Source organism: Pseudomonas sp. CK-NBRI-02 (assembly GCF_008124495.1).
GTDB lineage: Bacteria > Pseudomonadota > Gammaproteobacteria > Pseudomonadales > Pseudomonadaceae > Aquipseudomonas > Aquipseudomonas guariconensis.
Window position 1 is genome coordinate 320766 of sequence record NZ_VSJH01000006.1, and the last position, 26792, is coordinate 347557.

Sequence of the window (26792 nt, forward strand, 5' to 3'; positions counted from 1 at the left end):
GGGTTTGGGGAGGGCATAGCGCTCCCCGTTGATCGCAACTGACTTCAAAGGACCGACCGATGTACGACTACACCGCCCGCCCCGACCTGCTCAAAGGCCGGATCATTCTGGTCACAGGCGCTGGCCGTGGTATCGGTGCTGCCGCCGCCAAGGCCTATGCCGCCCTGGGGGCGACCGTGCTGTTGCTGGGCAAGACCGAGGCCAACCTCAACGAGGTCTACGACCAGATCGAGGCGGCCGGCCATCCGCAACCGGTAGTGATCCCGTTCAACCTCGAGACCGCCCTGCCCCACCAGTACAACGAACTGGCCGTGATGATCGAAGAGCAGTTCGGCCGCCTCGACGGCCTGCTCAACAATGCCTCGATCATTGGCCCGCGCACGCCGCTGGAGCAGCTTTCGGGCGAAAACTTCATGCGCGTGATGCACATAAACGTCAATGCCACCTTCATGCTGACCAGCACGCTGTTGCCGCTGCTCAAACTGTCGGAGGACGCGTCGGTGGTGTTCACCTCCAGCAGCGTCGGGCGCAAGGGCCGCGCATACTGGGGCGCCTATGGTGTCTCGAAGTTTGCCACCGAAGGGCTGATGCAGACCCTGGCCGACGAACTGGACGGCGTAGCGCCGGTGCGCGCCAACAGCATCAACCCTGGCGCCACCCGCACCGCGATGCGTGCCCAGGCCTACCCGAGCGAGAACCCGCAGAACAATCCGCTGCCCGAAGAGATCATGCCGCTGTACTTGTATCTGATGGGTCCGGACAGTGCCGGGGTGAACGGGCAGGCGTTCGACGCCCAGTAACAGGGCCGTTCAGCCTGACACGATCAGAGGCCAGGCCAGCTCCTACAGGTAACGTGTTGCCCCTGTAAGAGCTGGCGCAGCCTGCGATGGGCAAGCCCCCAGACCTTACCCTATGGCCAGCGCCGGCCGCAGACGCCCTGGCTGACGATGCTCCAGCTGCATGCATCGCTCCAGGAACAGGAACATGCAGTCATAGCTTTTGCAGATCGTCCTGCGCAGCTCGGCCCGCAAGCCCGGAGTCGGGTGCTCACCAGCCAGCGTACAGATGATCTCCAGCGCCTCCCACGGATGCGCATCATCGTATTGAGCATGCATCTTCAGCCATTTCATCGCGCGCTTGCGGATGTCCTCGGGGAAGCTCAAGGCATAGGTGTCGGTGGAACACACCAACGCCGCCCACTCACCTGTCGCGCCTTCGATCGCATAGTTGGTCGCGGCCATCGACAGCGCCAGCGACTCGGTGGCACAAACCCGCCAGCACCAGTCATTGAGGCCATTGAGCTCCGGCGGGACCTCCTGGGCCTGCAGGTCAGCCAAGGTGATCCCGTGGGCCTGGCACCAGTGCAGCCAGTAGTCGGCGTGGTTGAGCTCGACGCGGATGTTGCGCATCAGCCAGCGCCTCGCCATGTCTTCGCCTGGGTGCCGGGCAAAGCGGGTCTTGGTCAGGTTGTGGGCCATATAGAGGGAGAACTGCTCGACCACCGGCCAGCCACCGATCAGGTACTGGCGGATAGTGGCCTGCTTGAGCTGGCCGTCGCGCAAGCGCTGGTAGAACTCATGCTCCACCACCCGCCGCTTGCTTTCGCGGCACTCTTCGATCAATTGCTGAGCCCAATCGGGGTAACTGGCGGCATCCATCAATGGGCCGATTCGTACGAAGGTATCAATCACTTTCTGCTCCTTGAATCCATGTGATTTCCGGACGACACCTTCTTCAACGAAAGGTCCCAGGCGCCCGGTGCAACAGGGGCCTTGCGGCTATTCGTTGGCGTTGCAGGCTGTCGCAGGTGAACACCTGCGGCCGCTCGATGAGGTAACCCTGGGCATAATCCACGCCGATCTCCTGCAACGCCTGTTCAATCAACGGCGTTTCGACGAATTCGGCAATGGTCCGTTTGCCCATCACATGCCCGATATGATTGATCACCTCGACCATGGCGCGGTTGATCGGATCGTCGAGCATGTCTTTTACGAAACTTCCGTCGATCTTCAGGAAGTCTACAGGCAAATGTTTTAAATACGCGAATGACGACATACCCGCGCAGAAGTCATCCAACGAGAACTTGCAGCCCAGCCCCTTCAACTCGTTGATAAAACGAATCGCACTGCCCAGGTTGGCGATGGCGCTGGTTTCGGTGATCTCGAAACAGACCAGCCGCGGTGGAATCGAATACTCGCCAAACAATGAGCGCAGGTACTCCAGGAACTTGTCGTCGCCAATGCTCGATCCGGATAAGTTGATCGCGCACATGGCCAGCGGCCCTTCCCTGCCTTCGTCCAGGCATTGGCGAATGACCTGGAACACGTTGCGCACCACCCAGCGATCCAGGGCAGTCATCAAGCCGTAGCGTTCGGCGGCCGGAATAAAGGTGCTGGGCAGGATGGTGCGGCCGCTTTCATCGTGCAGGCGCAGCAGGATCTCCAGATGGCCAGGCCCTTCCATGGACGAAAGCGGCGCGATTTCCTGGGCATAGAGGCAGAAGCGGTTTTCCTCCAAGGCTACGTGCAGACGCTGGATCCACGCCATTTCGCCAAAGCGCAGGGACAGTTCAGTGTCGTCGGCGTGGTACACCTGGACCCGGTTGCGGCCTTTCTCCTTGGCCATGTAGCAGGCCATGTCGGCCGCACGCAGCGAGGCTTCCAGGGTTCCGGCCGGTTGGGCGATATGCACAAGGCCCACACTCACGGTGGTGACGAACGGCCGGCCTTTCCACACAAAATGTAGGCTCTGCACGGTCTGGCGCAGTTGCTCGGCAATACGCTCGGCCTGTTCGGGCGGGCAGTTCTCTAGCAGCACGCCGAACTCGTCGCCCCCCAGCCGCGCCAAGGTGTCCCCCTCACGCAGGCCAGCCTGCAATACCGCGCAAATGTGGCGCAACAACTCATCGCCAGCGGCATGGCCGCTGGTGTCGTTGACCAGCTTGAACTGGTCCAGGTCCAGGAACATCAGCGAATGCCGCCCGGGCTGGCGTGCCAGGCTGTTGAGGGCCTGCTCGAGGCGATACTCGAACTCGCGGCGGTTGGCCAGGCCCGTCAAAGCGTCGTGAGTCGCCTGCCAGGAGAGGCTGGCGATGTACTGGCGCTCCTGGGTCATGTCATGCAACGCCAGCACCAGGCCACTGACCTGGCCATCGCTGACGATCGGCGAGCCGACCAGGTTGATCGACACCGTGCTGCCATCAAGCCGCTGTATCAGCCGGGCATGCTCGGAGCCACCCTTGAGACTGCCGCTGAGCACCTGCTCGACCAGGGTGCGGTTGTCGTGCTCGGCATGCTCGTCCACCAGGCTGAACAACGCCGCCAGCGGCATGCCCTGGGCCTGGCTGGCCTGCCAGTGGGTGAGCAGCTCGGCGGCCGGGTTCATGTAGACGATGCAGCCTTCGACGTCAGTGGTAATCACCGCATCGCCAATGGACTGCAAGGTGATCTGCGCCCGCTCCCGTTCGGCCTGCAGGGCCTGGGCAAACGCTTGGCGCTGGGCCAGCAGCTTGCTCGAACGACGCCAGGCGATACTGATGAGAAACAGCGCCGTCGCCAGATTGGTGATCATCAGCATCCTGAGCAACATCCGCGACCCTTCGCCCAGTGCATCGCTGAAGGCCTTGGCCGCCGGGGTTACACCCTCGTTGATGGAGACGATGCGCGCACGCCAGCGGTCCACGTCGCCGGCAGTGACCTCTCCAGTGACAAACCCCTCGCGCATCTCCCGAGCCACGTCATCGAGCAAGCGCAGATAGTTATCGCCGATGTCCCAATAGGCGATGGCGGTTTCCATATAGCTGACGTGGCGAAAATTGCGGTAGAACCAGATGATCCGGGAGGCATCGTCCGGGTGGTTGCCGCCTTGCAGGACACCTTTGCGCGCCGCCTCAATGTCAGGATCGGGTCGGTCCAGCGCCAGACGCAGTTGGTAGTCACCCTTGGGCACGTCGATTGCCTGCAGGTAACGCTGGTAAGAGCGTTCGTCACGGGTATCGGCGTACAGGCTCAGGTAGTAGATGGCGTCCTTCTGGGCCTTGGACCACAGGCTTTCGCCTGCCACATAGGCGCGTACGGCAGACAATGCGTAGAGACTCATGCTGCCCAACAGCATCTGGAAAATCACAACGGCGATGAAGGGCCAGATGATGCCCAGCAGCCTTGGCGCTTCGAGAGTCCGATTTCCCTTCATGTAATCCCTGTCACTGAGCAGAAAGGCGCATGTCGACCCAGACAAGCACAGCGTAGGTCATTTGCCAGCGGGACGACGGGGTTTTTGATGGGAATTGAAGTGGGTTACCGCGTTACCGGTACTGGCCTGGATCAAGCGTTGCGGGGCAATGGCACCGACCGTGGCAGTGCTCGCGACGAGGCGCGCTTTCCCGCAGCGCCCCCAGGCACGTTCAGCTCTGCTGCAAATGCCCATACAGCTTGGCGTACAACCCGCCCTCGGCAATCAACTGCTGGTGACCGCCATCCTCGGCCACATGCCCGCCATCGAACACCAGCACCCGGTCTGCCTGTTTCACCGCCGACAGCCGGTGGGCGATGATCAATGTGGTACGGCCATTGAGAAACCGCGCCATGGCCTGATGCAGGTTGTATTCGGTGGCAGCGTCCAGGGCCGAGGTGGCCTCGTCGAGAATCACCACCTTGGGCTCGGCGAGGATCATTCGGGCAATGGCCAGGCGCTGGCGCTGGCCACCGGACAAACGCACGCCGGAGCGCCCCACCACGCTGTCCAGGCCCTGGGGCAGCGCGGCGATGGTGGCATCGAGCTGGGCGATGCGCAGAGCCTGCCAGCAGGCCTCGTCGGTGCAGTCACGGCCCAGCGTCAGGTTGGCGCGCACGCTATCGTTGAACAGCGATGGGTGCTGTAGCACCACCGCGACATTCTCGCGCAGCGCCTCAAGGCCGATCTCCTGAAGGCTCGCCCCACCGAAGCGGATGGTCCCGGCCTGGGCGCTGTACAGGCCCAGCAGCAGCTGTACCAAGGTGCTCTTGCCGCCACCGCTGGCCCCGACAATAGCCACTTTCTCGCCCGGGGCGATGGAAAGATCCAGATGCTCGAGCACCGGCTCGTCGGCATAGGCAAAGCGCAGGTCGCGCACTTCGATGCCGACCGTGTCGCGCCCGGCGAAGGGGTCGACCGCCGCCGGATACTGCGGCTCGTCGGCCCGTGCCAGCAGCTCATTGAGCCGGCTCAGGGCGCCGCCGGCGGCATAGTAGGCGTATTGCAGATTGAGCAGTTGCTCCACCGGCCCGATCATGAACCACAAGTAGCTGAATACAGCCAACATCTGGCCAATGGACAGGTCGGAGAACAGCACCGTGAGCATGGCCGCGGCGCGGAAGATATCGATACCGAACTGGAACAACAGCCCGCTGGCACGACCGCTGGCGTCGCTCTTCCATTGGGAGGCCACGGCATAGTCGCGCACTTCCCGGGCACGCAGCCCGAGGCGACCGAGAAAATAACCCTGACGGTTGCCAGCGCGGATCTCCTGGATGGCGTCCAGGGTCTCGGCCAAAGCCTGGGTAAAGCGTGCGGTGCTGTCGTTTTCGAGCTTCTTCAGGTGCTTGACCCGCTTGCCCAGTTGCACGGTGAAGTAGATCACCAGTGGGTTGAACAGCAGGATCAACAGTGCCAGCTGCCAGTGCATCCAGATCAGGATGGCGGCCGTACCGGTCAAGGTCAGGACGGCCACCAGGAAGCGGCTCAAGGTCTCGCCGACGAACTTGTCCAGGGTGTCCAGGTCAGTCACCAGATGCGTGGTCACGGTGCCGCTGCCCAGGCTTTCGTATTCCTTGAGGGAGATCCGCTTGAGCCGTTCGATCAGGCGAATGCGCAGGCGGTAGACGATGTCCTTGGCAAGGCCCGCGAACAACTTGGCCTGCAACACGTTGAAGGCCAGTGCAGCCAGGCGCAGGCCAAGGGTCGCGATCAGCATCAGGCCGATGTAGCCGGCCGCCACCTGCCAGTTGTCCGGCAGGAAGCGGTTCATCCACTTGAGCGCCGCATCGCCATGGCCGAGCAACACTTCGTCCACCAGCAATGGCAGCAGCAAAGGGATCGGCACGCTGCACAAAGCCGCGAGCACGGCCACAAGGTTGGCGGACCACAGGGCCTTCTTGTGATGCAACGCCAGGCGGCGGATCTCCGCCCAGCTCAGACGATCGGCCACGGCGGGGGCCTTCCCCGGCACAGGGTCGGATGACCCTGGCAGGTCAAGCACAGGCGGCCTGCTGCAGCCAGCGGCCGAGCAAGGGTTGCAGCCGGTCCAGCGGCTGGTAGCCGTTGGTCAGCAAGGCCAGCTGGCCGTTGCGCTCGGCCAGCAGCGTCGGAAAGCCGGCAATGCCCAGATCCTGCACCCAACTGAAATCGGCCGCGGTGGCGGCACGGGTACCGGCCCGGGAAAACGCCTCGGCGAAATGACCTCGGTCAAAACCTGCCTGCTCGGCAAGCTCCACCAGTTGCGGAGCGCGGGTAACGTCCACCCCCTGCTCGTAGAACGCCCGCTGAATCAATCCCAGCAGAGGCCAGACCCGCTCGACGTCCAGCTCGCGCGCTGCCACCAGGGCGCGGCAAGCGGGCTCGGTGTCGTAGACGAAGCCGTCCGGCATGGCACCTTCGAAGCGAAACGCCTGGCCGGTGGCTTCGGCCACCGCCTGCCAATGTTCGAGGATGTAGCGACGGGTCGAGGCATCCAGGGCGCTGCTGCCCGAGCGCAGGCCACCCAGCACTAGGCGCGTCGGCACGCCAGCCTCACGCGCCTGGGCGATCAACGCCTCGGCCACCGGGGCGAAGCCCCAGCACCAGGAACACATCGGGTCCATCACATACAGCAGGCGTGCGGACATGCATCAAGCCTCGGCTTTGTAGTTGTAACCGATCGGGTGGGGCTGGTTGCGCGCCTTGGCCAGTTCGATCTGCTTCTGCCGGTCGATGGCACTGCGCCGGGTCTTCTCGCTCAGGCTGTCCCAGCAATGCGGGCAGCTCACGCCTGGCGAATAGTGCTCGGACGCACGGTCCTCCACGCTGATCGGGTGGCGGCAGGCATGGCACTGGTCGTATTCGCCCTCGGTCAGGTCATGACGCACCGTGACGCGATTGTCGAAGACGAAGCAGTCGCCATCCCACAGGCTCTGCTCCTGAGGCACTTCCTCGAAGTACTTCAGGATCCCACCCTTAAGATGATAGACCTCCTCGAAGCCTTCACCGAGCATGTAGCTGGAGGCTTTTTCGCAACGGATGCCGCCGGTGCAGAACATCGCAACCTTTTTGTGCTTGCTCGGATCGAAGTTGGCCTTGATGTAGTCGGGAAACTGGCGGAAGGTCTCGGTCTTCGGGTCGATGGCGCCCTTGAACGTGCCGATGGCCACTTCGTAGTCGTTGCGGGTGTCGATCAGCAGCACTTCCGGGTCGCTGATCAGGGCGTTCCAGTCCTTGGGCTCGACGTAGGTACCGACCTTGTGGTTCGGGTCCACGCCCGGCACGCCCAGGGTGACGATCTCTTTCTTGAGCTTGACCTTGGTGCGGTAGAACGGCTGCTCGTCGCAGTAGGATTCCTTGTGGTCGATATCGACCAGGCGCGGGTCGTTGCGCAGCCAGGTGAGCAGCCCGTCGATACCTTCACGGGTGCCCGAGACAGTACCGTTGATGCCTTCCAGGGCCAACAGCAAGGTGCCTTTGACGCCGTTGTCGACCATGGTCTGGAGCAGCGGCTCGCGCAGCTCGACGTAGTCTTCCAGAGTGACGAACTTGTACAAGGCCGCCACGACGATAGCTTGGGACATGAAACAACTCTCCAGGTGGTCACCCTCGTAAGGGGCGGACCGGGTTTGACAAAAAGCAGGGGGCCGCTGTAGCGGCCCCCGGATGACGCGGATTGTACCAGAACGACGGAAGGGATTCAGTGCCCCCCGCCGGCACAGACCGGGGAGGCCGGCGCCGCACCGACTTTGGCCCATTCCTCGGATGTATAGGTATGGATCGCCAGGGCGTGGATCTGGCCCATCAGCTCACCCATGGTGGCGTAGACCTTCTGGTGGCGCTTGACGCTATTGAGTCCGGCGAACTGCTCGCTGACGATCACCGCCTTGTAGTGGGTCTCCTGGCCACGGCTATGCATGTGGCTCTCGTTGAGCACCTCAAGGTGCGCCGGGGCCAGGGCGGCCAACTGCTGTTCGATGCGTTGCTGCATGTTCATCGGGGCGTCACTCACTTCTTGGCTGGGGCCTTGCCGGCGTTCGGGTCCAGTTCCTTGGTCATGTCGTCAAGCAGCTTGTTGACCACTGGGACCGCCGGCTCCAGGCTCTGCTGGGTCAGCTGGGCCGACTGCTGGGTCACGCGGGGCATCTCGCGCAGGACCTTCTTGCCCAGCGACGATTCGTAGAATTTGACCAGGTCCTTGAGCTCCTGCTCGGTGAAGGTCTGGGTATACAGGTCGACCATCTTCGGCTTGATCTTCTTCCAGCCGATGGCGTTGTCCAGGGCGGCATTGGCCTTGGCCTGGTAGCTGTCGAGCACGTTTTTCTTGGACTCAGGCGCTTTGGTCTGGGCGAAACGCTGGGCGAACATCTGCTGGACTTGCATGTACACCGGGGTGCCCAGCTTGTCGGCATTGACCAGAGTCAGGAATTTCTCGGCGGCAGCGTTGTGGCTGGCAGTGGCGGCGAGTACCTGGCCGCTGGCGCAAGCCAGGACGACGGCGGCACAGAGGACGCGAAGACGAGTCATTGCATTTCCTTCATGAAAGAAAGGGAGGCGGGTACCTCGGGGAGAGCATTCTGCGCCGTGGCGCCATAGTGCTCAAGTGGCATGACGAGCGACGGAACCGCTCGAGCGAATCAGGGCCTAAACTGCGGTTTCGGACTGACAAAGGAGTGAACGCAGCATGAGCCGTATCGAGACAGACAGCCTGGGCCCGGTCGAAGTTCCAGAGGACGCCTACTGGGGCGCGCAGACCCAGCGTTCGCTGATCAACTTCGCCATCGGCAAGGAGCGCATGCCCCTGGCTGTACTGCACGCCCTGGCGCTGATCAAGAAAGCTGCAGCGCGGGTCAACGACCGCAATGGCGACCTGCCGGCCGACATCGCCCGTCTTATCGAACAGGCCGCCGATGAAGTGCTCCAAGGCGAACATGACGACCAGTTCCCGCTCGTCGTCTGGCAGACCGGCAGCGGCACCCAGAGCAACATGAACGTCAACGAAGTCATCGCCGGGCGCGCCAACGAGCTGGCCGGCAAGGGTCGAGGCGGCAAGGCGCCGGTACACCCCAACGACCACGTCAACCGCTCGCAGAGCTCCAACGACTGCTTCCCCACCGCCATGCACATCGCCGCTGCACAGGCCGTGCACGACAAACTGCTGCCAGCGATCGCCGAACTCTCGGCGGGACTGGCCGAGCTGTCGGCGCGTCACCAGCACCTGGTCAAGACCGGCCGTACCCACATGATGGACGCCACACCCATCACCTTCGGCCAGGAAGTCTCGGCGTTCGTCGCCCAGCTTGACTATGCCCAGCGCGCCATTCGTGCCAGCCTGCCGGCAGTGTGCGAGCTGGCCCAGGGCGGGACTGCGGTCGGTACCGGGCTCAATGCTCCGCACGGCTTCGCCGAAGCCATCGCCGCAGAGCTGGCGGCGCTTTCGGGCCTGCCCTTCGTCACCGCACCGAACAAGTTCGCCGCCCTGGCCGGCCATGAGCCGCTGACCACCCTGGCCGGCGCCCTCAAGACCCTGGCCGTGGCCTTGATGAAAATCGCCAACGACCTGCGCCTGCTCGGCTCCGGCCCACGGGCGGGGCTCGCCGAAGTACGCCTGCCGGCCAACGAACCGGGCAGTTCGATCATGCCCGGCAAGGTCAACCCGACCCAATGCGAGGCCTTGTCGATGCTTGCCTGCCAGGTGCTGGGCAACGACGCGGCGATCGGCTTTGCCGCCAGCCAAGGGCATCTGCAGTTGAACGTGTTCAAGCCGGTGATCATCCACAACCTGCTGCAATCGATCGAGTTGCTGGCCGACGGCTGCCGCAACTTCCAGCAGCACTGCGTGGCCGGGATCGAGCCGGATGCCGAGCAGATGGCCGCGCATCTGGAGCGAGGGCTGATGCTGGTCACCGCGCTCAACCCGCACATCGGTTACGACAAGGCTGCCGAGATCGCCAAGAAGGCCTACAGCGAGGGCAAGACACTGCGTGAGGCGGCGCTTGAGCTCAAGTACCTGAACAACGAGCAGTTCGACCAATGGGTGCGGCCAGAGAACATGCTGGCGCCCGGTGCAAAAGGCTGACCGTCAGGCCATGCAGCCCCGTTTGCGCCAGCTCTTTTACGGGAGCTGGCGCAGCCACGTCTGGTTCACTGAACCTGTGCCAATCGCGCACGCCGCGCACGCCAGCCGGCCATCAATGAAGGTCCCAACGCCACGAGGGCCGACCCCACCACCACCGTCACCGCCCCGACGTATCCCAGGGCGTTGATGTCTTCGGCCTGGACATAATCCGGCCACAGCACGGCCGCCGCGGCCACGGCGAGGAAAGTCACCAAAGGTGTGAGCGCCAAGGTCGCGCTCACTCGCGAGGCCTCCCAATGGGCCAGCGCCTCGGCGAACGCTCCGTACGCCACCAGGGTATTGAGGCAACACGCCAGCAACAGCCAGCCTTGCAGCGGGCTCAACTGCAATGCCTCCAATGGATGCGCCCAGGGCATCAGCAACAGCGCACAGCTCAGGTACATCACCATCATCACCTGCTGTGAATGCCACACCGTGAGCAGTTGCTTCTGGCTCAGGGCATAGAACACCCAGATGCTCGTGGCCAGCAGAATGGTCAACACGCCGGTGGTATAAACGCCCAACGAGGTCAGCAGCTCTTCGAGCCGCTGGTTGAAGAACAGCCCGAATCCAGCCAGCAGCACCAACAACCCAAGCCCCTGTCCCAGGCTGAAGCGCTCCTTGAAGACGAACACGCTGGCCACCAGCAACAACACCGGGCCAATCTGCACCACCAATTGTGCGGTGCCAGGGCTGAGCAGGTTGAGCCCGATCAGGTACAGCACGTAATTGCCCATCAGGCCGAAGACCGCCACGGCGATCAGGCCTGCGCCCTTGCGTCCAAGCTTGCCGACAGCCGGCAAGCGCCGATTGACCGCCAGCCAGGCGAACAGCAGGCAGCCAGAAACCGTGAGGCGATACCAAGTGACGGTGATCGGGTCCATCACCTGCAGGACTTGCTTGAGCTTGATCGGCAGAATGCCCCAGAGAAACGCGGTCAGCAGTGCCAGGAACAGGCCGTAGCCCCAGCGTCCGGAAGAAATGTGCATAGCGTCCTCAAATCAGGCCCTGCGGGTGGGGGTACTGGAAATTCTAAGGGCTTGGAGTACAGGGCTGGGGAAAAGTCGCGGGAAAAGAATTCATCGGGTCATTCCTTGCGGGCATGCCAGGATTTCCCCTGTCGCCTACGCTGGCCTTTTCGCCGGCAAACCCGCTGCCACAGGTGCACCGCTAGTCTGTGGAAGCGGGTTCGCTCGCCAAAATAGGTGACAGCCAAGCACTTACTTGCGGGATTTATGAAATGCCGCTTCCAGCGCCTCGTTGATGGTCTTGAGCACCTTCACCCGTGCCCAACGCTTGTCGTTGGCCTCGACCAAGGTCCAGGGCGCGATCTCGGTACTGGTGCGGTCGACCATGTCCCCCACCGCCTCTACATAGAGGTCCCACTTGTCGCGGTTGCGCCAATCGTCCTCGGTGATCTTGTAGCGCTTGAACGGGATCTGCTCGCGTTCCTCGAAGCGCTCCAGCTGCGTTTGCTGGTCGATCGCCAGCCAGAACTTCACCACCACGACGCCCGCGTTGGTCAGTTGCTCCTCGAAATCGTTGATCTCGCCATAGGCACGCATCCAGTCGGCCGGGGTGCAAAAGCCCTCCACCCGCTCCACCAGCACCCGGCCATACCAAGAACGGTCGAAGATGGTGAACTTGCCTCGCGCCGGAATATGCCGCCAGAAACGCCACAGGTAAGGCTGGGCCCGCTCCTCCTCGGTGGGCGCGGCGACCGGTACGATGCGGTACTGACGGGGGTCGAGCGCCGCGGCCACCCGGCGGATAGCGCCGCCCTTGCCTGCCGCGTCATTGCCTTCGAACACCGCCACCAGTGCATGGCGGCGCATCTGCTTGTTGCGCAGCAGCCCTGCAAGGCGAGCTTGTTCGGTGACCAGTTGCTCTTGGTAATCGTGTTTGTCCAGGCGCCGGCTCAGGTCCAACGCGCCGAGCAGGCTCTTCTGGTCGATGCTGCGCCCCAATGGCGCCACGTTGCCTTTGTGCTTGCTACTCGGATCGTTGGCCAGCGCCGCTTGCAGGCTCTCCAGCAGGATGCGCCCCACCGCCAGGCTGCGGTAGTACGGATCGACCCCCTCGATCACATGCCAGGGCGCGTAGTCGCGGCTGGTGCGACGCAACACACGCTCGCCGAAACGCACGAAGCGGTCATAGGTTTGCGATTGCTGCCAGTCCAGCGGGCTAATGCGCCAGCTGTGCAAAGGGTCGTCCTTGAGCGCCTTAAGACGCGCCTTCATCTGTTTCTTGGACAGATGGAACCAGAACTTGATGATCAGCGCGCCCTCGTCGCAAAGCATCTGCTCCAGACGCTCGGCCCCGGTGATGGCCTGGTCGAGCACCGCATCCTTGAACAGACCATGGACCCGTCCCTGCAGCATCTGGCTGTACCAGTTGCCGAAGAACACACCCATGCGCCCTTTGGGCGGCAACGCCCGCCAGTAGCGCCAGGCCGGCGGACGGGCCAGTTCCTCATCGGTCTGCTGGTCGAAGGTGCGTACCTCGATCAGACGCGGGTCCATCCACTCGTTGAGCAGTTTGACCGTCTCGCCCTTGCCGGCGCCCTCGATGCCGTTGATCAACACGATCACCGGAAAGCGCGCCTGCTGCTTGAGTTCGTACTGGGCTTCGAGCAGCGCCTCGCGCAGGGCGGGTACTTCGGCCTCGAAAGCCTCCTTGTCGATGCTGTGACCAATTTCGGCGGATTCGAACATGAGTTGCCTTGGCTCCTTCAATGGATAACCAAGACTAGCGGATTGTGCGCCAGGCTTCAGGTCCAATCGCTGGCCACGTTCGGTTCTGTTCGGTTGGCGCAGCGACAGGTGCGTAAATGGCTTAAAATCGTCCTCCCGCGACATGCTGAGCCAACCATGCCTGACACCTTCTTACAGCACGCCCAGATCGACTGGGACGACCAGGGCCGCCCTCACTCGCGGCAGTACGACGACGTCTACTTTTCCAAGAACGAAGGCATCGAGGAAACCCAGCATGTCTTCCTCGAACAGAACCGCCTGCGTGAACGCTGCACCGCCCTGACGCCCCAGGACTGCCTGGTGATCGGCGAGACCGGCTTCGGCACGGGCATGAATTTCTACTGTGCCTGGCAGTTGTTCGCCGAACACGCCCCGCGGGGTGCGCGCCTGCATTTTGTCAGCGTCGAAAAGTACCCGCTCACCCGCGAAGACCTCGCCCGCGCGGTACAGCTGTGGCCACAACTCGAACCTTACTGGCAGCCGCTGCTGGCACAGTACGTGGCGGTACATGGCGGCTTCCAGCAGTTCAGCTTCGACCATGGGCGGGTGACCCTGACCCTGATGGTGGGCGATGCCCTGGCGCAATTGCCTACGCTCGATGCGCAGGTCGATGTGTGGTTCCTCGACGGCTTCGCCCCGGCGAAGAACCCCGACATGTGGACGCCGGAGCTGTTCGCGCAACTGGCCCGGCTGTCCCGGCCCGGCACCACACTGGGCACCTTCACTACCACCGGCTGGGTGCGTCGTGGCCTGATCGCTGCAGGCTTTGCCATGCGCAAGGTGCCGGGTATCGGTAAAAAATGGGAGGTCATGCACGGCCAGTTCCAGGGCTGGCCCGCTGAGCAACCCGCCCCAGCCGAACCCGAACCTTGGTACGCCCGCCCTGCCCCTGTGCAAGGCCCGCGGCATGCCTTGGTCATCGGTGCCGGCCTTGCCGGTAGCGCCACGGCTGCCAGCCTCGCGGCCCGTGGCTGGCAGGTCAGCGTGCTGGAGCGCCACGACGCCCCGGCCCAGGAAGCCTCGGGCAATCCCCAGGGCGTGCTCTACCTGAAACTCTCGGCCCACGGCACGACGCTGTCGCAGATGATCCTCTCGGGCTTCGGCTACACCCGCCGTTGGCTGCAACAGCTGCAACGCGGACAGGACTGGGACGACTGCGGTGTGCTGCAATTGGCCTTCGACGACAAGGAAGCACAGCGCCAGGCCAAGCTGGCCGAGGCCTTCGACAGCACATTGCTGCACGTGCTCGATAAAGCCCAGGCCGAGTCGGTCGCAGGTGTGGCACTGCCTGCCGGTGGGTTGTTCTATCCCGAAGGCGGCTGGGTGCACCCGCCAGCGCTGTGCCAGGCGCAGCTGCAACATCCGCACATCGAGTTGCTGACCCACCAGGAGGTGATCGAACTGCGCAAAGTCGATGGCCGTTGGCAAGCGTGGGACGGTGAGCGCCTGCTGGCGAGCGCGCCAGTGGTGGTGCTCGCCGGTGCCGCCGAGATCCGCCGCTTCGAGGCCTGCGCCGAGCTGCCGCTCAAGCGCATCCGCGGGCAGATCACCCGCCTGCCGGCCACCGAGGCCAGCCGCGCCTTGCGCACCGTGGTGTGTGCCGAAGGCTACGTCGCGCCGCCGCGTGGCGATGAGCACACCTTGGGCGCAAGCTTCGACTTCCATAACGACGACTTGGCACCGACTGTCGCCGAACACCAGGGCAACTTGGCCCTGCTCGATGAAATCTCCACGGACTTGGCCGAGCGGCTCAATACCAGCGTGCTGGACCCCGCCCGGTTGCAGGGCCGAGCGGCGTTCCGCTGCACAAGCCCAGACTACCTGCCGATCGTAGGGCCCGTGGCGGATGCGCAAGCGTTCACCGACGCCTATGCGGTGCTCGCTAAAGACGCTCGACAGGTGCCGGACACGCCCTGTCCTTGGCTCGACGGGTTGTACGTGAACAGCGGCCATGGTTCGCGAGGGTTGATCACCGCGCCCTTGAGCGGCGAGCTGGTCGCAGCCTGGGTGTGCGGTGAACCGCTGCCGCTGCCGCGCACGGTGGCGCAGGCGTGTCATCCGAACCGGTTTGCGTTGCGTCGGTTGATTCGCGGCAAATAGAGAGGCCGGGTTCACCGGCAACGGAGCCGCTCAACCCATATAACGGATTGATCTAAAACTCTCACAACCCCCATGGGTCAGTTCCTTATGTGCCCCATTTCGGGGCGCATATTCCCCAACGGCAAAACCGGTAAGGACCTATGTGCGGATTAGCAGGAGAGTTACGTTTCACCCCCATCGACCAAGCCCCTCGCCCGGCGGACCTCGCCGCGGTAGAGCGCATCACTCATCACCTGGCGCCTCGCGGCCCCGACGCCTGGGGCTTCCACAGCCAGGGCCCGATCGCCCTCGGCCACCGGCGTCTGAAAATCATGGACCTGTCCGACGCCTCGGCTCAGCCCATGGTCGACAACACTTTGGGTCTGTCGATGGTCTTCAATGGCGCCATCTACAACTATCCCGAACTGCGCGAAGAGCTCAAAGCCCTGGGCTACCGCTTCTTCTCCGACGGCGACACCGAAGTGTTGCTCAAGGGCTATCACGCCTGGGGCGCAGCCTTGCTGCCCAAGCTCAACGGCATGTTCGCCCTGGCCATCTGGGAACGCGACGCCCAGCGCCTATTCCTGGCCCGCGACCGTCTCGGCGTCAAACCGTTGTACCTGTCGCGCAACGGTGAGCGTCTGCGCTTCGCCTCCACACTCCCGGCGCTGCTCAAGGGCGGCGATATCGATCCGGTGATCGACCCGGTGGCGCTCAACCACTATCTGAATTTCCACGCCGTAGTGCCCGCGCCTCGTACCCTGCTGGCCAACGTGCAGAAGCTCGAACCCGGGACCTGGATGCGCATCGACCGCCACGGCGAGGTGCAGCGTGAGACTTGGTGGCAGTTGCACTACGGTCCGCGTCCGGATGAACAGCACCTGGACCTGGAAGACTGGACCACACGCGTGCTCGACGCCACCCGCGACGCCGTAGCCATCCGCCAACGGGCGGCGGTGGACGTCGGCGTGCTGCTCTCCGGCGGCGTCGATTCCAGCCTGTTGGTCGGCCTGCTGCGCGAAGTAGGGGTGGACGATCTGTCGACCTTCTCCATCGGTTTCGAAGATGCCGGCGGCGAGCGCGGGGACGAGTTCCAGTATTCGGACCTGATCGCCCGCCACTACGGCACGCGCCACCATCAATTGCGTATCGACGAGCGCGAGATCATCGAACAGCTGCCGGCGGCGTTCCGCGCCATGAGCGAGCCGATGGTCAGCCATGACTGCATCGCCTTCTACCTGCTTTCGCGGGAAGTGGCCAAGCACTGCAAGGGGGTGCAGAGCGGCCAAGGCGCCGACGAATTGTTCGCCGGCTACCACTGGTACCCGCAGGTGGACGGCGCCGACGATGCCTATGAGGCCTATCGCACCGCGTTCTTCGACCGCGACCATGCCGAGTATCGCGACACGGTCCAGGCCCCGTGGCTGCTGGAAAGCGACGCGGCCGGCGAGTTCGTTCGCGAACACTTCGCCCGCCCTGGCGCCAGCGAGGCTGTGGACAAGGCCCTGCGCCTGGACAGCACCGTGATGCTGGTCGACGACCCGGTCAAACGCGTCGACAACATGACCATGGCCTGGGGCCTGGAAGCCCGCACACCGTTTCTCGATTACCGACTGGCGGAACTGTCGGCGCGCATCCCGGCCCGATTCAAACTGCCCGACGGTGGCAAACACGTGCTCAAGGCCGCGGCGAGACGGGTAATCCCACATGAGGTGATCGACCGCAAGAAGGGCTACTTCCCGGTGCCGGGTCTGAAGCACCTGCAAGGCGCCACGCTGGACTGGGTTCGTGAACTGCTGACCGACCCAAGCCAAGACCGAGGTCTGTTCAAACCGGCCATGCTCGATCGCCTGCTGAGCAACCCTCAGGGTCAACTGACGCCGCTGCGAGGCTCCAAGCTTTGGCAGTTGGCCGCCCTGAACCTCTGGCTCAGCGAACAAGGAATCTGACCGATGAAAGCGCAAACAGCCTATGGCCAGCGCCTGCTCCGCGGACAAGCCCCCTCCTACGAGCGCCTGCAGGCGCAATTGGCCGGTGACGGCAGCGAACCCCACGGCCAACCCCGTGCGGTACATTGCGGCTGGGGCCGGCTGCTGATCGGCCACACCTACCCGGACCCGGCCGTGCTCGCCGAGGCATTGCTCGACGAGCGCCCCGGCGAGCGAGACATCGCTCTGTATGTGGCCGCTCCCCAACAAGTGCTGGCCCAGGCCCCGCAACAGTTGTTCCTCGATCCTTCGGACACCCTGCGCCTGTGGTTCACCGACTACCGCCCTGCGCAACGCGTGTTCCGCGGATTTCGCATCCGCCGGGCCCAGGCCGACGCTGACTGGCATGCCATCAACGCCCTTTACCAAGGACGCGGCATGCTGCCGGTCAACCCAGAGCTGCTCACCCCCCATCACCTGGGCGGGCCGGTGTACTGGCTGGCCGAGGACGAGGACACGGGCGCTGTGATCGGCAGCGTCATGGGGCTGAACCACAGCAAGGCCTTCGATGACCCTGAACACGGCAGCAGCCTGTGGTGCCTGGCCGTCGACCCGCAATGCACCCGCCCAGGCGTAGGCGAAGTGCTGGTGCGTCATTTGGTCGAGCACTTCATGAGCCGCGGCCTGGCCTACCTGGACCTGTCGGTGTTGCACGACAACCGCCAAGCCAAGCGCCTGTACAAGAAGCTGGGCTTTCGCAACCTGCCGACCTTTGCAGTCAAGCGCAAGAACGGCATCAACCAGCCACTGTTCCTCGGCCCTGGCCCAGAGGCTTCGCTCAACCCCTACGCCCGTCTGATCGTCGACGAGGCCTACCGGCGCGGCATTGACGTGCAAGTCGACGACGCCAGCGCAGGCCTGTTCACCCTGAGCCTGGGCGGGCGCCGTGTCCGTTGCCGCGAATCCTTGAGCGATCTGACCAGTGCCGTGAGCATGACCTTGTGCCAGGACAAACGTCTCACCCAGCACGTTCTGGACGCCGCCGGTCTGCGCGTGCCGGTTCAACAGTTGGCCGGTAATGCCGATGACAACCTGGCTTTTCTCGAAGAGCACGGCGCGGTGGTGGTCAAGCCGGTGGATGGCGAACAAGGCCAAGGTGTCGCAGTCAACCTGGGCACTCTGGAGGAGATCAACCAGGCCGTCGAGCAGGCTCAACGCTTCGACAGCCGGGTACTGCTCGAAAGCTATCACCCTGGTCTGGACCTGCGCATCGTGGTGATCGGCTTCGAAGTGGTGGCGGCAGCGATCCGTCACCCGGCCCAGGTGATTGGGGACGGCAAACACAGCATTCAGGCCTTGATCGAAGCCCAAAGCAGACGGCGCCAGGCTGCCACCGGAGGCGAAAGCCGTATCCCGCTCGATGAGGAGACCGAACGCACCTTGCGTGCGTCGGGCCTGGACTACGACAGCGTGTTGCCGGCAGGACAACGCCTTGCCGTGCGCCGCACCGCCAACCTGCACACCGGCGGCACGCTCGAAGACGTCACCGAGCGCCTGCATCCGGTGCTGGCAGACGCCGCCGTGCGCGCCGCGCGCGCCCTGGACATTCCTGTGGTGGGCCTGGACCTGATGGTGCGCGATGCCGAGCAGCCGGACTACGTGATCATCGAAGCCAACGAGCGGGTGGGCCTGGCCAACCACGAACCGCAACCGACCGCCGAGCGCTTCGTCGACCTGCTCTTTCCCCACAGCCAAGCACCGACATGAAACCGTGCACAAGGTAAACCGGCTCCCATTGGGCTCGGCGCAGCTCTGTGGGAGCGGGCTTACCCGCGAGAGAACAGCGTTAACCCAAGGAGTACCTGATGTCTAACGGACACCCCGAACCCGATCTCGAGTACCTCAAACGCGTGCTGCTGGAAATGCTCGCCATTCCTAGCCCCACCGGTTTTACCGACACCATCGTACGCTACGTGGCCGAACGCCTGGACGAATTGGGCATCCCCTTCGAACTGACCCGCCGCGGCACCATCCGCGCGACGCTAAAAGGCCGTCAGAACACGCCCGACCGCGCCGTCTCGGCGCATCTGGACACCATCGGCGCCAGCGTGCGCCAACTGCTCGATAACGGCCGTCTGGCCCTGGCCCCGGTGGGCTGCTGGTCCAGTCGATTCGCCGAAGGCAGTCGCGTCAGCGTGTTCACCGACACAGGCGTGTACCGCGGCAGTGTGCTGCCGCTGATGGCGAGCGGGCATGCCTTCAACACGGCCATCGATCAGATGCCGATCAGTTGGGAGCATGTGGAAGTGCGTCTGGACGCTTACTGCGCTACCCGCGCCGACTGCGAGGCACTGGGGATAGCCATCGGCGACTTCGTCGCCTTCGATCCGCTACCGGAGTTCACTGAAAGCGGTCATATCAGCGCGCGCCACCTGGACGACAAGGCTGGCGTGGCAGCACTGCTGGCAGCACTCAAGGCCGTGGTGGAGTGCGGCCAGCAACCGTTGATCGACTGCCACCCGCTGTTCACCATCACCGAAGAAACAGGCTCTGGTGCCGCGGCAGCGCTGCCTTGGGACGTGAGCGAGTTCGTCGGCATCGACATCGCTCCGGTGGCACCCGGGCAGGCCTCAAGCGAACATGCCGTGAGCGTGGCCATGCAGGACTCCTCAGGCCCTTATGATTACCACCTCTCACGGCACCTTCTGAAACTGGCTGGCGACCACGACCTACCGGTGCGTCGTGACCTCTTCCGCTATTACTTCAGCGATGCCCATTCGGCCGTCACGGCCGGCCACGATATCCGCACCGCGCTGGTGGCGTTTGGTTGCGATGCCACCCACGGGTATGAGCGGACCCATATCGATAGCCTGGCTGCCCTGAGCCGCTTGTTGGCGGCTTATCTGCTCAGTCCACCGGTATTCGCCAGCGATTCGCACCCTGCAAATGCATCGCTCGAGCGCTTCAGCCATCAGCTGGAGCATGATGCCCAGATGGAAAGCGAGACAAGGGTGCCGGCGGTGGACAGCCTGGTTGGCAACAAGCCTTGAGCGCTTGGCGCGAGGAGGCACAGCACCTGAGGCAAGCCCTGCGCGATTGGCGTAGCATGCCCCCATCCCAGCCAAGACTTTGTGACCATGCTGATCCCCTACGACCAACTCGAAGCCGAAACCCTCACCCGTTTGATCGAGGACTTCGTAACCCGCGACGGCACCGATAACGGCGACGACACGCCCTTGGAAACCCGCGTACTGCGGGTCCGCCAGGCACTGGCCAAAGGTCAGGCGTTCATTTTGTTCGATCTTGAAAGTCAGCAATGCCAATTGCTGGCCAAGCACGAAGTGCCCAGGGAGCTATTCGACTGACTGCTTGCCCTGGCGCCGCTGCGCCAGGGCTTGTTTGACGCTGTCACTGATCTCTTCCCGGTTTACCGTGATATCAGCAGGTGCCTTGATGCCCAGACGCACCTGTTCACTCCCTTGCACGGACAACACCCGAATCGTGATGTCGTCCCGGATCTTGATCGCCTGCCCCACCTGACGCCCTATCACCAACATGTCTGACCCTCCAATCCAACGGAAAACCAGAGACTGCCTGTGGCGCCTTCAACCGCACAACGTTACGCAGGTGAAATAGACGCATCCCACACAAACACGCGATTTCACCTACAGCCTTGCCTGCATCACCCTTGCTGCAACCGCGGCCCGAACACAATGAGGGTTGCACCGGCCACGCAGAGCAGTGCCCCTAACCAGTCACTAGTCATTGGCCGCGCACGCTCCACCAACGCCAGCCAGAGCAACGAGGCAACGATATAGATACCGCCGTAGGCGGCATAGGCACGGCCGGCATACGCCGCTTCGACACGGGTGAGAATCAGCCCGAACACCGTCAGGCTGGCCAGCGCAGGCGCTACCCACCAAGCGCTCTTGCCCAGGCGCAGCCAGAGATAAAATGCATAGCAGCCGCCAATCTCGAACAGCGCCGCCAAGAAAAACCATAGGTAATTGATCACACCGGCCATCCTGCCCATTTGAACGACGCATAGCATAACGGAGGCGGAAGCAAAGCATGGAGGGCTCTCAGGGGTTACCGTTCCATCGCAACCGCAGAAGTTCTCAGGCCAGCTCGATTTGTAATTCAGGATTCAATGCAAGCATTGCATGTAATAGTCTGATGTCATCAGTGGCATCAGCGCCTCTATTGTCTGGGGAATACAAGATCCCGGTGACGCCAACTTCTTTCGTCATCGTAAAATGTATTTTGGCGCACGGTCGGGTCACCACAAGGATTTCGTTATAATCCGAAAAAACACCGTGACCTCGGGTATGGTGCAATATCTCGAACGGCGGCTCGATGTGTCTGAAGCCACCCGCCCACATCATGTTTTGCTCGAACCCGTTAAGCACTGCATCGGAAAACTCGTATCCATCGGCTGATGCATGGGTAGGAAAAAGTACATCCCGCGAGAACGTGCCGAGGATATTTTCAGGCGGCACATCCAATATAAAACCCACCGAATGACACATGGGTGTCACCTGAGACGAAATCTGCACAAAGCCTGCACGGTTCCTGCGCATCATACTGTGTGCCCACAGACGCCTGCGTATGACCAAAGACGTTGAAATCACATCCCAGGATCTAAAGACATCCTGTGCCCTGCCCGCTGACAGCGCGCCTGCCTGAAATCCATTCAAACAGAGCGTATGAACCAGGCATAGGCCATATTCTGAAAGCCGTCCCCACTCACGTAAATCGCGCTCGACCTGCTCGTCGAAGGAATACAACGGCGATGAACACGACGACCGTGGCTTGAATGCCGCCTTCGCCAAGCCCGCAGAGAGAGATTCTGCGCGCGATCGAAACCTGAAACATCCCATGCGAAGAGCCTACTAGCAAGATTTTGCGCAAATGGTATGTACACTGACAGATCGAGTATGGCGGTGTATGAAAACAACCAGCGGCGAGGAAAATCGAGGCCGACAACCAGACTCATATGTATTCGACAGTTAAATCCGGATTAACCTGACACAACCGGTCTAGCATAAACTGATCCCGCCTTTTGTCTCGGATGAAAGCGTTTCCATGCTGCGAGTAAATAATGCCTTGCACCCTAACCTCTTCCGTCGCCGAAAAGTGCACCCTGACATTGGGTCGGGTAACGACCAATATCTCGTTGTACACGGCACTTGGCGTGATGGTTTTCTTCAGGATCTCGGCAGGTGACTCAATCTTGGTAAACAGGTCTTCATTGAAAAGCTTTCCTTTTGCCGTTCGCCTTGCCAGTATTCGAGATGCAAATTCGTAGTGTGCCGCCGGCGCATGAGTCGGAAAGAAAACATCATACTCGTGAGTACCTAATATATTTTGGGGAGGTACTTTTAAAATCAGCCCCAGATTGGCGTACAGACAATTGCAGCTATCGATCTGTCGAAGAATCCGGTTTGGGAGATTGTGTGCTTGGGCCTGTCGCCGGATACGATTACGTGCAATCATGGACGTGGAAATTACGTCCCACCCCCTCAACACATCCTGCGCTCTTCTTTGGAATAACTCGCCCCCAAAAGAGCTAATGCCCAAAGCATGCACCAGACACAGCCCATATTTCGAAATGTCCCCCCACGCCTCCAAATCACTTTCCACTTTTTCGTCGAAAGAGAATCTAGGCGTAAAGGATGCTCGCGTTGAACTGAAAGCCGTCTTGGGCTCTGCAACCGAAAGGCAATTCAGTCTTCGTATAACCTGGGATACTTTCATCCAACCTCTCAAGAATACTATGCAAAGGCATCAAACGTGCCCAAACTTCAAACAAACAATGTCCACACCGGAGTTTCAGGCGGCAGTACGGCGCCCCGCACCATCATTAGCTTTCTTCCGACCTTTAACGCCTCGCCGGCGCATAGGCCCCCCTGAAGTAATTCGCCGTATGAAAACCCAACCACAACTTCCGATTTTCATCGGAAAACTCGGACTGCGTGTCCTTCGAAAGCACCACGATATCTTTGGCGATGACTCTCTGCGTGACAACACCATGTACATGTTGGTTGGGTTTGCCCATGATCAAAACTTCATTATGCTGCCAACGGGTCGATTTCATTAGCGTTTTGGGTGTAACAACGTTGAAGGAGGCATCCGTCTGAGACGTAATATCTGGACCTTCAACACTGAATAATCCATTGTTTGCCAATATGAATTTTTGCTGATTGATTCGGGTACGAGTCATCATCGGTGCCGCCGCAGCACGTAGGATATTTTGCGGCGGCACGTCGAGCACAATACCAAGTTCCTCCGGCATACCGGAAAATAAATGCCCGTCCCTATTCATTCGCCGATAGCTTTTCCGTTGCTTTTCGATGTCGCTCGGATTGACCAATGACGTGGACAGTACCCAATGACGATCAATCCACTGTTGGATGACTGGCAATTCATAGCCACATAAAGCCGTGATGGAGGTGAAGGGGCACACCAGCATCATGCCTTGGCGGTCGAGATTCTCCCACTGCGATAAAACCTGCTGCATCGCGGTGCGATTGGAATATAGTTTTCGCTCTTTCGCTTTCGAAACCATCGCTCAGATTCACACTGTTCGCCAAGTCAGGCTTACCCTTCCTCGACTGGAAGATCGGGATTCAATTCGCGCAAGCGCTGAAGCACCTCGGCTTCCGACGGACTGAGACCACAACTTCCTTGAGTGTAAATAATACCCTTCACTTCAACGTTCTTCGTTTCCGAAAAGTGCACCCTGACATGAGGGCGGGTCACCACGAGAATCTCGTTATACTTAGTACCCGGCATCTCTTTCCCGGTCCTTTCCATTATCCTGCGCGGCGACTCAATCTGAGTATATGCCCCTCCTAATACCGGACGCGCTGTACTTCTGTCTCCTAAAACTGCACTCGCAAACCTGTAGTCTTTTGCCGGTTCATGCGTTGGGAAGAAGACGTCCGTTGGGAAGGTTCCCAGAATATTTTCTGGCGGTACCTGTAGAATCAACGCGACATTTGCATACATCGTCGGAGGCTTCCTTAGCAGCCGGGCGATCTTTGGATCCCGATTGCGGATCTGCACTTGCGCCCATGGCCGTCTGCGACTGATCAACGACGTTGAAATGACATCCCACCCGCTCAAGACGTGCTGTGCGCGCCCTTGGAACAGCTCACTGTCGTCCAGCGCGTGCTCGCCCACGGCATGCACCAAGCACAGCCCCATCTCGGAAATACGCCCCCACTTTTGCAAATTTTTTTCGACTTTCTTGTCAAAAGAATATGCTGGATAGGCAGTCGCCGGTTTGAAGGTAAAAGCAGCTTTGGAATCCTTTCCCGATAGCGCTTCGAATCTCGAACTGACGCGTATTTTATTCAACCACCTCACATGACACCTCGTATTAGCCCACGCCTTAGACCTGTACAACACCAAGCCCTGGATTCAACTGACGAAGGCGACTTATAAAATCCAACCGTTCGAAACTCGATCGGTCCCGATCATTTCCCGCAACCTCGAATTTAGGCGCGTAAAGAATACCGCGCACCCTGATCGGTTGCGTCATCGTGCAATATATATTCACATTAGGTTTGCCGACGACCAGCACTTCATTATGAAACGCCGTTCGCCCAATGATGTCGCTTGGCGGAACGACCTTATTGTATTTCTCCACCAGCCTTTGCGAAAATAGCTTGGAGACACCGTTGAGTATTGCATCGGCAAACTTAAAATCCTTACTGGGAAGGTGCGTCGGAAACATGACATCTTCCGGGAAGGTTCCCAGAATATTTTGCGGCGGCACTTCCAGAATGAAACCCAGCTCGCCGAATACTTGGGTTGGAATGGCTGATCCTGTATTTTTATATCGGCGTCTGTACCTGAAGACCCGCAGGGAGTCCACCAGACTGGTGGAGAAGACATCCCACGACTTGAAAACGTCTTCGGCCCGTCTCTTCGAAAGGTCGCCTCTTTCGAACTTATCCAGGTCGAAAGCATGCACGAGAAATCTGTTCTGCTCCGCCAGTCGCTCCCATTGACCCAGGGCGTGCTCGACACTTTTATCATAAGAGTATTTGGGGTGCAGCCGCCCCGCGTCGCTCAACCTGCCCATCGATAGTTCAAGTGCCCGTTCGTATATGATGGCACGTCAGCATGTATGAACGCACCGCACCTCTACAATTCCTCAACAAGGTCTTACATGGAATAGACTTCAAGGCCTGGATTCTGCACTCGCAGCAGCCTAATCAAATTAAAATCTTCACGCAGTTTTTCACTATCGTTCCGATTGACAATTACCACACCCTTTACGTTGATTTTGCGCGTCTGGGCAAAATGCACATGCGTGTTGGGCCGACCAATGACCAGTACTTCATTGCCAACATTTTTGTACTTGAGCAGCTCCTCCGGCGTCATAATTTTGCGATACCCGCCTTTGATTATCTTTCCGCTCTGGCTAATACCTGCCTCTATGCTGTGGGCCAACTGATACTTAGAGGTCCGTCCATGAAACGGCAGCCCGACAGGCCGAGTAAACGTCCCGAGAATATTTTGAGGATTTATGTCCAGAATCAGGCCAACCCCGCGAGTCCACGGTACCGAGGCAGGGTTGCCATACGAAGCCAATGAGGTGGAAAACACATCGCACTCCTCGATAACATCCTCCGCTGTTCGCCGACTCAGATCACTGCTCAAGAAACACTCCAGCGTCACGGGATGTGCCAAGAAAAGGTCGCGATCATCCAGGTCTTCCCACGTTGTCAATCGCTGTTCCAATTTGGGGTCGAGGGAATATTTTGGCGTGCATGCCTTGCCATGCATATTGACCTTGGTGTTGGCGGGTCGCCGCCGCAGCAAAGACGACGTAGCAGTTGCCAACTTGGACTTTAAATCAGTCATGAGTCTCTCACTTTCAGATTTTGTTCAAACAGATAATATTCGACCATTCGCCACTTCGATTGATCGGCGATTGATCACGTCTCGACAGTCTTAAACAACGCTAAGCGGCAACGTCGGATTTAACTCACACAACCTTCGCAGTAACGCAACCCTTTCCCAAGGCAGGTCACGCAAAGACAACTCGCAATTCTGATGGTGGAGAATACCGACGACCTTGATGGGCTTGGTCATTGCGTAGTGCAACTTGAATCCCGGCCTGCCCACGACGAGAACTTCACTGTATATATAAATCTTCGACGCCACCCACTCAGGCGTCTCGATACGATTGTAGCCGCCTTTTATATAAACGCGCCGCCCCAACGGCTTGTCTTTATAGGCCGAACGCCCAGACAATACGGATCGGGCAAACTTATTCTTCTCACCCGTTTCATGGGTGGGAAAGTACACATCCCCCCTGAAAGTACCCAAGATATTTTCAGGCGGGACCTCCAATATCAGTCCAATCGCGGCAAACGTTCCGAGTGGCGCCTGTTGCCTTCCAGCTTTACCGCTCGGACAGGCTATCAAGGAGGTCGAGAACACGTCCCACCGCTGGAATACCTCCTCAGCGGGCCTTCTCGTCAATTCACTCGAGAGGCCATGGTCAGTCCTGATCGCGTGCACCAGGCAAAGGCCCTTAGCAGAAAGATTCGCCCATTCACCCAACTTGGACTCTGTCGCTGGATTCGTCGAGTACCGCGGGCCAGGTAGGACGCCACGCATTTCAAAGTTGGAAACCGACGGCATGGCGTGTTTATACGCTGCCTTGGAACTGAAGATGCTCAT

The 26792-nt window shown here is 60.8% G+C and carries 25 protein-coding genes; 7 read left to right on the top strand and 18 right to left on the bottom strand.

Annotated elements, in window-relative coordinates; translation table 11 throughout:
- Positions 1 to 59 precede the first annotated feature (59 nt).
- Positions 60 to 800, top strand: coding sequence for a YciK family oxidoreductase (locus tag DQ397_RS06000; RefSeq protein WP_043206597.1), 741 nt, complete (start codon positions 60 to 62; stop codon positions 798 to 800).
- 105 nt (positions 801 to 905) lie between these two features.
- On the opposite strand, the gene DQ397_RS06005 is transcribed toward DQ397_RS06000, so the two are convergent.
- From DQ397_RS06005 to DQ397_RS06035, 7 genes are all read right to left on the bottom strand, one after another.
- Entirely contained in the window at positions 906 to 1691 is a 786-nt protein-coding gene (locus DQ397_RS06005) for a TenA family transcriptional regulator (RefSeq protein ID WP_043206598.1), read from the bottom strand.
- Positions 1692 to 1734: 43 nt separating this feature from the next.
- Complete coding sequence (locus tag DQ397_RS06010) at positions 1735 to 4191, bottom strand: EAL domain-containing protein (RefSeq protein ID WP_043206599.1); 2457 nt, start codon at positions 4189 to 4191, stop codon at positions 1735 to 1737.
- Between the two features lie 211 nt (positions 4192 to 4402).
- Positions 4403 to 6235: an ABC transporter ATP-binding protein gene (locus DQ397_RS06015; protein WP_043206600.1), complete on the bottom strand. Its 1833-nt coding sequence runs from the start codon at positions 6233 to 6235 to the stop codon at positions 4403 to 4405.
- On the bottom strand, positions 6228 to 6860 hold the full coding sequence (locus DQ397_RS06020) for a DsbA family protein (RefSeq protein ID WP_043206601.1): 633 nt from the start codon (positions 6858 to 6860) through the stop codon (positions 6228 to 6230). The genes DQ397_RS06015 and DQ397_RS06020 overlap by 8 nt, the downstream gene beginning before the upstream one ends.
- Before the next feature lie 3 nt (positions 6861 to 6863).
- Positions 6864 to 7796, bottom strand: a complete 933-nt coding sequence (locus DQ397_RS06025; protein ID WP_043206602.1) for a rhodanese-related sulfurtransferase — start codon at positions 7794 to 7796, stop codon at positions 6864 to 6866.
- Between the two features lie 116 nt (positions 7797 to 7912).
- Entirely contained in the window at positions 7913 to 8209 is a 297-nt protein-coding gene (locus DQ397_RS06030; RefSeq protein WP_043206603.1) for a BolA family transcriptional regulator, read from the bottom strand.
- A gap of 11 nt (positions 8210 to 8220) precedes the next feature.
- Positions 8221 to 8739 (bottom strand): DUF2059 domain-containing protein, encoded by a 519-nt coding sequence (locus DQ397_RS06035; protein ID WP_043206604.1) that lies wholly within the window; start codon positions 8737 to 8739, stop codon positions 8221 to 8223.
- A 157-nt stretch (positions 8740 to 8896) separates the two neighbouring features.
- On the opposite strand from DQ397_RS06035, the gene DQ397_RS06040 reads away from it, so the two are divergent.
- A complete protein-coding gene (locus DQ397_RS06040) occupies positions 8897 to 10291 on the top strand; it encodes a class II fumarate hydratase (protein WP_043206605.1) in 1395 nt (464 codons plus the stop codon).
- A 65-nt stretch (positions 10292 to 10356) separates the two neighbouring features.
- On the opposite strand, the gene DQ397_RS06045 is transcribed toward DQ397_RS06040, so the two are convergent.
- A complete protein-coding gene (locus tag DQ397_RS06045; protein WP_043206606.1) occupies positions 10357 to 11319 on the bottom strand; it encodes a DMT family transporter in 963 nt (320 codons plus the stop codon).
- A 231-nt stretch (positions 11320 to 11550) separates the two neighbouring features.
- Complete coding sequence (gene pap / locus DQ397_RS06050; RefSeq protein WP_043206607.1) at positions 11551 to 13044, bottom strand: polyphosphate:AMP phosphotransferase; 1494 nt, start codon at positions 13042 to 13044, stop codon at positions 11551 to 11553.
- Between the two features lie 156 nt (positions 13045 to 13200).
- Between pap and mnmC the strand changes: the two genes are divergently transcribed.
- The 5 genes from mnmC to DQ397_RS06075 all read left to right on the top strand — a co-directional run bounded on the left by mnmC (position 13201) and on the right by DQ397_RS06075 (position 20455).
- Positions 13201 to 15183, top strand: coding sequence for a bifunctional tRNA (5-methylaminomethyl-2-thiouridine)(34)-methyltransferase MnmD/FAD-dependent 5-carboxymethylaminomethyl-2-thiouridine(34) oxidoreductase MnmC (gene mnmC / locus DQ397_RS06055; RefSeq protein ID WP_043206608.1), 1983 nt, complete (start codon positions 13201 to 13203; stop codon positions 15181 to 15183).
- A 140-nt stretch (positions 15184 to 15323) separates the two neighbouring features.
- Positions 15324 to 17111, top strand: a complete 1788-nt coding sequence (locus tag DQ397_RS06060) for an N-acetylglutaminylglutamine amidotransferase (RefSeq protein ID WP_043206609.1) — start codon at positions 15324 to 15326, stop codon at positions 17109 to 17111.
- 3 nt (positions 17112 to 17114) lie between these two features.
- On the top strand, positions 17115 to 18857 hold the full coding sequence (gene ngg, locus DQ397_RS06065) for an N-acetylglutaminylglutamine synthetase (RefSeq protein ID WP_043206610.1): 1743 nt from the start codon (positions 17115 to 17117) through the stop codon (positions 18855 to 18857).
- Positions 18858 to 18955: 98 nt separating this feature from the next.
- The gene (locus DQ397_RS06070) at positions 18956 to 20140 is read left to right on the top strand and encodes an osmoprotectant NAGGN system M42 family peptidase (RefSeq protein WP_043206611.1); all 1185 of its coding nucleotides are present in this window, start codon (positions 18956 to 18958) and stop codon (positions 20138 to 20140) included.
- Positions 20141 to 20227: 87 nt separating this feature from the next.
- Positions 20228 to 20455 carry a YheU family protein gene (locus DQ397_RS06075; protein ID WP_043206612.1) on the top strand — a complete coding sequence of 76 codons (228 nt, stop codon included), beginning with the start codon at positions 20228 to 20230 and terminating at the stop codon, positions 20453 to 20455.
- On the opposite strand, the gene DQ397_RS06080 is transcribed toward DQ397_RS06075, so the two are convergent.
- The 9 genes from DQ397_RS06080 to DQ397_RS06120 form a co-directional block, all read right to left on the bottom strand.
- Positions 20444 to 20647, bottom strand: coding sequence for a carbon storage regulator (locus tag DQ397_RS06080; protein WP_043206614.1), 204 nt, complete (start codon positions 20645 to 20647; stop codon positions 20444 to 20446). The two genes, DQ397_RS06075 and DQ397_RS06080, sit on opposite strands and share 12 nt — an antisense overlap.
- A gap of 125 nt (positions 20648 to 20772) precedes the next feature.
- Positions 20773 to 21105 (bottom strand): YnfA family protein, encoded by a 333-nt coding sequence (locus DQ397_RS06085; protein WP_043206615.1) that lies wholly within the window; start codon positions 21103 to 21105, stop codon positions 20773 to 20775.
- Between the two features lie 103 nt (positions 21106 to 21208).
- Positions 21209 to 21619, bottom strand: coding sequence for a hypothetical protein (locus DQ397_RS06090; protein ID WP_043206616.1), 411 nt, complete (start codon positions 21617 to 21619; stop codon positions 21209 to 21211).
- 463 nt (positions 21620 to 22082) lie between these two features.
- A complete protein-coding gene (locus DQ397_RS06095) occupies positions 22083 to 22847 on the bottom strand; it encodes a hypothetical protein (RefSeq protein WP_148921509.1) in 765 nt (254 codons plus the stop codon).
- Between the two features lie 124 nt (positions 22848 to 22971).
- Positions 22972 to 23658, bottom strand: coding sequence for a hypothetical protein (locus DQ397_RS06100; protein ID WP_148921510.1), 687 nt, complete (start codon positions 23656 to 23658; stop codon positions 22972 to 22974).
- A gap of 32 nt (positions 23659 to 23690) precedes the next feature.
- On the bottom strand, positions 23691 to 24452 hold the full coding sequence (locus DQ397_RS06105) for a hypothetical protein (RefSeq protein WP_148921511.1): 762 nt from the start codon (positions 24450 to 24452) through the stop codon (positions 23691 to 23693).
- A 34-nt stretch (positions 24453 to 24486) separates the two neighbouring features.
- Positions 24487 to 25182: a hypothetical protein gene (locus tag DQ397_RS06110; protein WP_043206619.1), complete on the bottom strand. Its 696-nt coding sequence runs from the start codon at positions 25180 to 25182 to the stop codon at positions 24487 to 24489.
- A gap of 83 nt (positions 25183 to 25265) precedes the next feature.
- Entirely contained in the window at positions 25266 to 25967 is a 702-nt protein-coding gene (locus DQ397_RS06115) for a hypothetical protein (RefSeq protein ID WP_052352329.1), read from the bottom strand.
- A 90-nt stretch (positions 25968 to 26057) separates the two neighbouring features.
- On the bottom strand, positions 26058 to 26792 hold the full coding sequence (locus tag DQ397_RS06120; RefSeq protein ID WP_043206620.1) for a hypothetical protein: 735 nt from the start codon (positions 26790 to 26792) through the stop codon (positions 26058 to 26060).

Excerpts from the sequence above, each read along its gene's own strand:
- DQ397_RS06000 (WP_043206597.1), top strand. The coding sequence starts at position 60 with ATGTACGACTACACCGCCCGCCCCGACCTGCTCAAAGGCCGGATCATT.
- DQ397_RS06010 (WP_043206599.1), bottom strand. The coding sequence starts at position 4,191 with ATGAAGGGAAATCGGACTCTCGAAGCGCCAAGGCTGCTGGGCATCATC.
- DQ397_RS06020 (WP_043206601.1), bottom strand. The coding sequence starts at position 6,860 with ATGTCCGCACGCCTGCTGTATGTGATGGACCCGATGTGTTCCTGGTGC.
- DQ397_RS06025 (WP_043206602.1), bottom strand. The coding sequence starts at position 7,796 with ATGTCCCAAGCTATCGTCGTGGCGGCCTTGTACAAGTTCGTCACTCTG.
- DQ397_RS06030 (WP_043206603.1), bottom strand. The coding sequence starts at position 8,209 with ATGAACATGCAGCAACGCATCGAACAGCAGTTGGCCGCCCTGGCCCCG.
- DQ397_RS06035 (WP_043206604.1), bottom strand. The coding sequence starts at position 8,739 with ATGACTCGTCTTCGCGTCCTCTGTGCCGCCGTCGTCCTGGCTTGCGCC.
- DQ397_RS06040 (WP_043206605.1), top strand. The coding sequence starts at position 8,897 with ATGAGCCGTATCGAGACAGACAGCCTGGGCCCGGTCGAAGTTCCAGAG.
- DQ397_RS06045 (WP_043206606.1), bottom strand. The coding sequence starts at position 11,319 with ATGCACATTTCTTCCGGACGCTGGGGCTACGGCCTGTTCCTGGCACTG.
- pap (WP_043206607.1), bottom strand. The coding sequence starts at position 13,044 with ATGTTCGAATCCGCCGAAATTGGTCACAGCATCGACAAGGAGGCTTTC.
- mnmC (WP_043206608.1), top strand. The coding sequence starts at position 13,201 with ATGCCTGACACCTTCTTACAGCACGCCCAGATCGACTGGGACGACCAG.
- DQ397_RS06060 (WP_043206609.1), top strand. The coding sequence starts at position 15,324 with ATGTGCGGATTAGCAGGAGAGTTACGTTTCACCCCCATCGACCAAGCC.
- ngg (WP_043206610.1), top strand. The coding sequence starts at position 17,115 with ATGAAAGCGCAAACAGCCTATGGCCAGCGCCTGCTCCGCGGACAAGCC.
- DQ397_RS06070 (WP_043206611.1), top strand. The coding sequence starts at position 18,956 with ATGTCTAACGGACACCCCGAACCCGATCTCGAGTACCTCAAACGCGTG.
- DQ397_RS06075 (WP_043206612.1), top strand. The coding sequence starts at position 20,228 with ATGCTGATCCCCTACGACCAACTCGAAGCCGAAACCCTCACCCGTTTG.
- DQ397_RS06080 (WP_043206614.1), bottom strand. The coding sequence starts at position 20,647 with ATGTTGGTGATAGGGCGTCAGGTGGGGCAGGCGATCAAGATCCGGGAC.
- DQ397_RS06090 (WP_043206616.1), bottom strand. The coding sequence starts at position 21,619 with ATGTGTCATTCGGTGGGTTTTATATTGGATGTGCCGCCTGAAAATATC.
- DQ397_RS06095 (WP_148921509.1), bottom strand. The coding sequence starts at position 22,847 with ATGAAAGTATCCCAGGTTATACGAAGACTGAATTGCCTTTCGGTTGCA.
- DQ397_RS06100 (WP_148921510.1), bottom strand. The coding sequence starts at position 23,658 with ATGGTTTCGAAAGCGAAAGAGCGAAAACTATATTCCAATCGCACCGCG.
- DQ397_RS06110 (WP_043206619.1), bottom strand. The coding sequence starts at position 25,182 with ATGGGCAGGTTGAGCGACGCGGGGCGGCTGCACCCCAAATACTCTTAT.
- DQ397_RS06115 (WP_052352329.1), bottom strand. The coding sequence starts at position 25,967 with ATGACTGATTTAAAGTCCAAGTTGGCAACTGCTACGTCGTCTTTGCTG.
- DQ397_RS06120 (WP_043206620.1), bottom strand. The coding sequence starts at position 26,792 with ATGAGCATCTTCAGTTCCAAGGCAGCGTATAAACACGCCATGCCGTCG.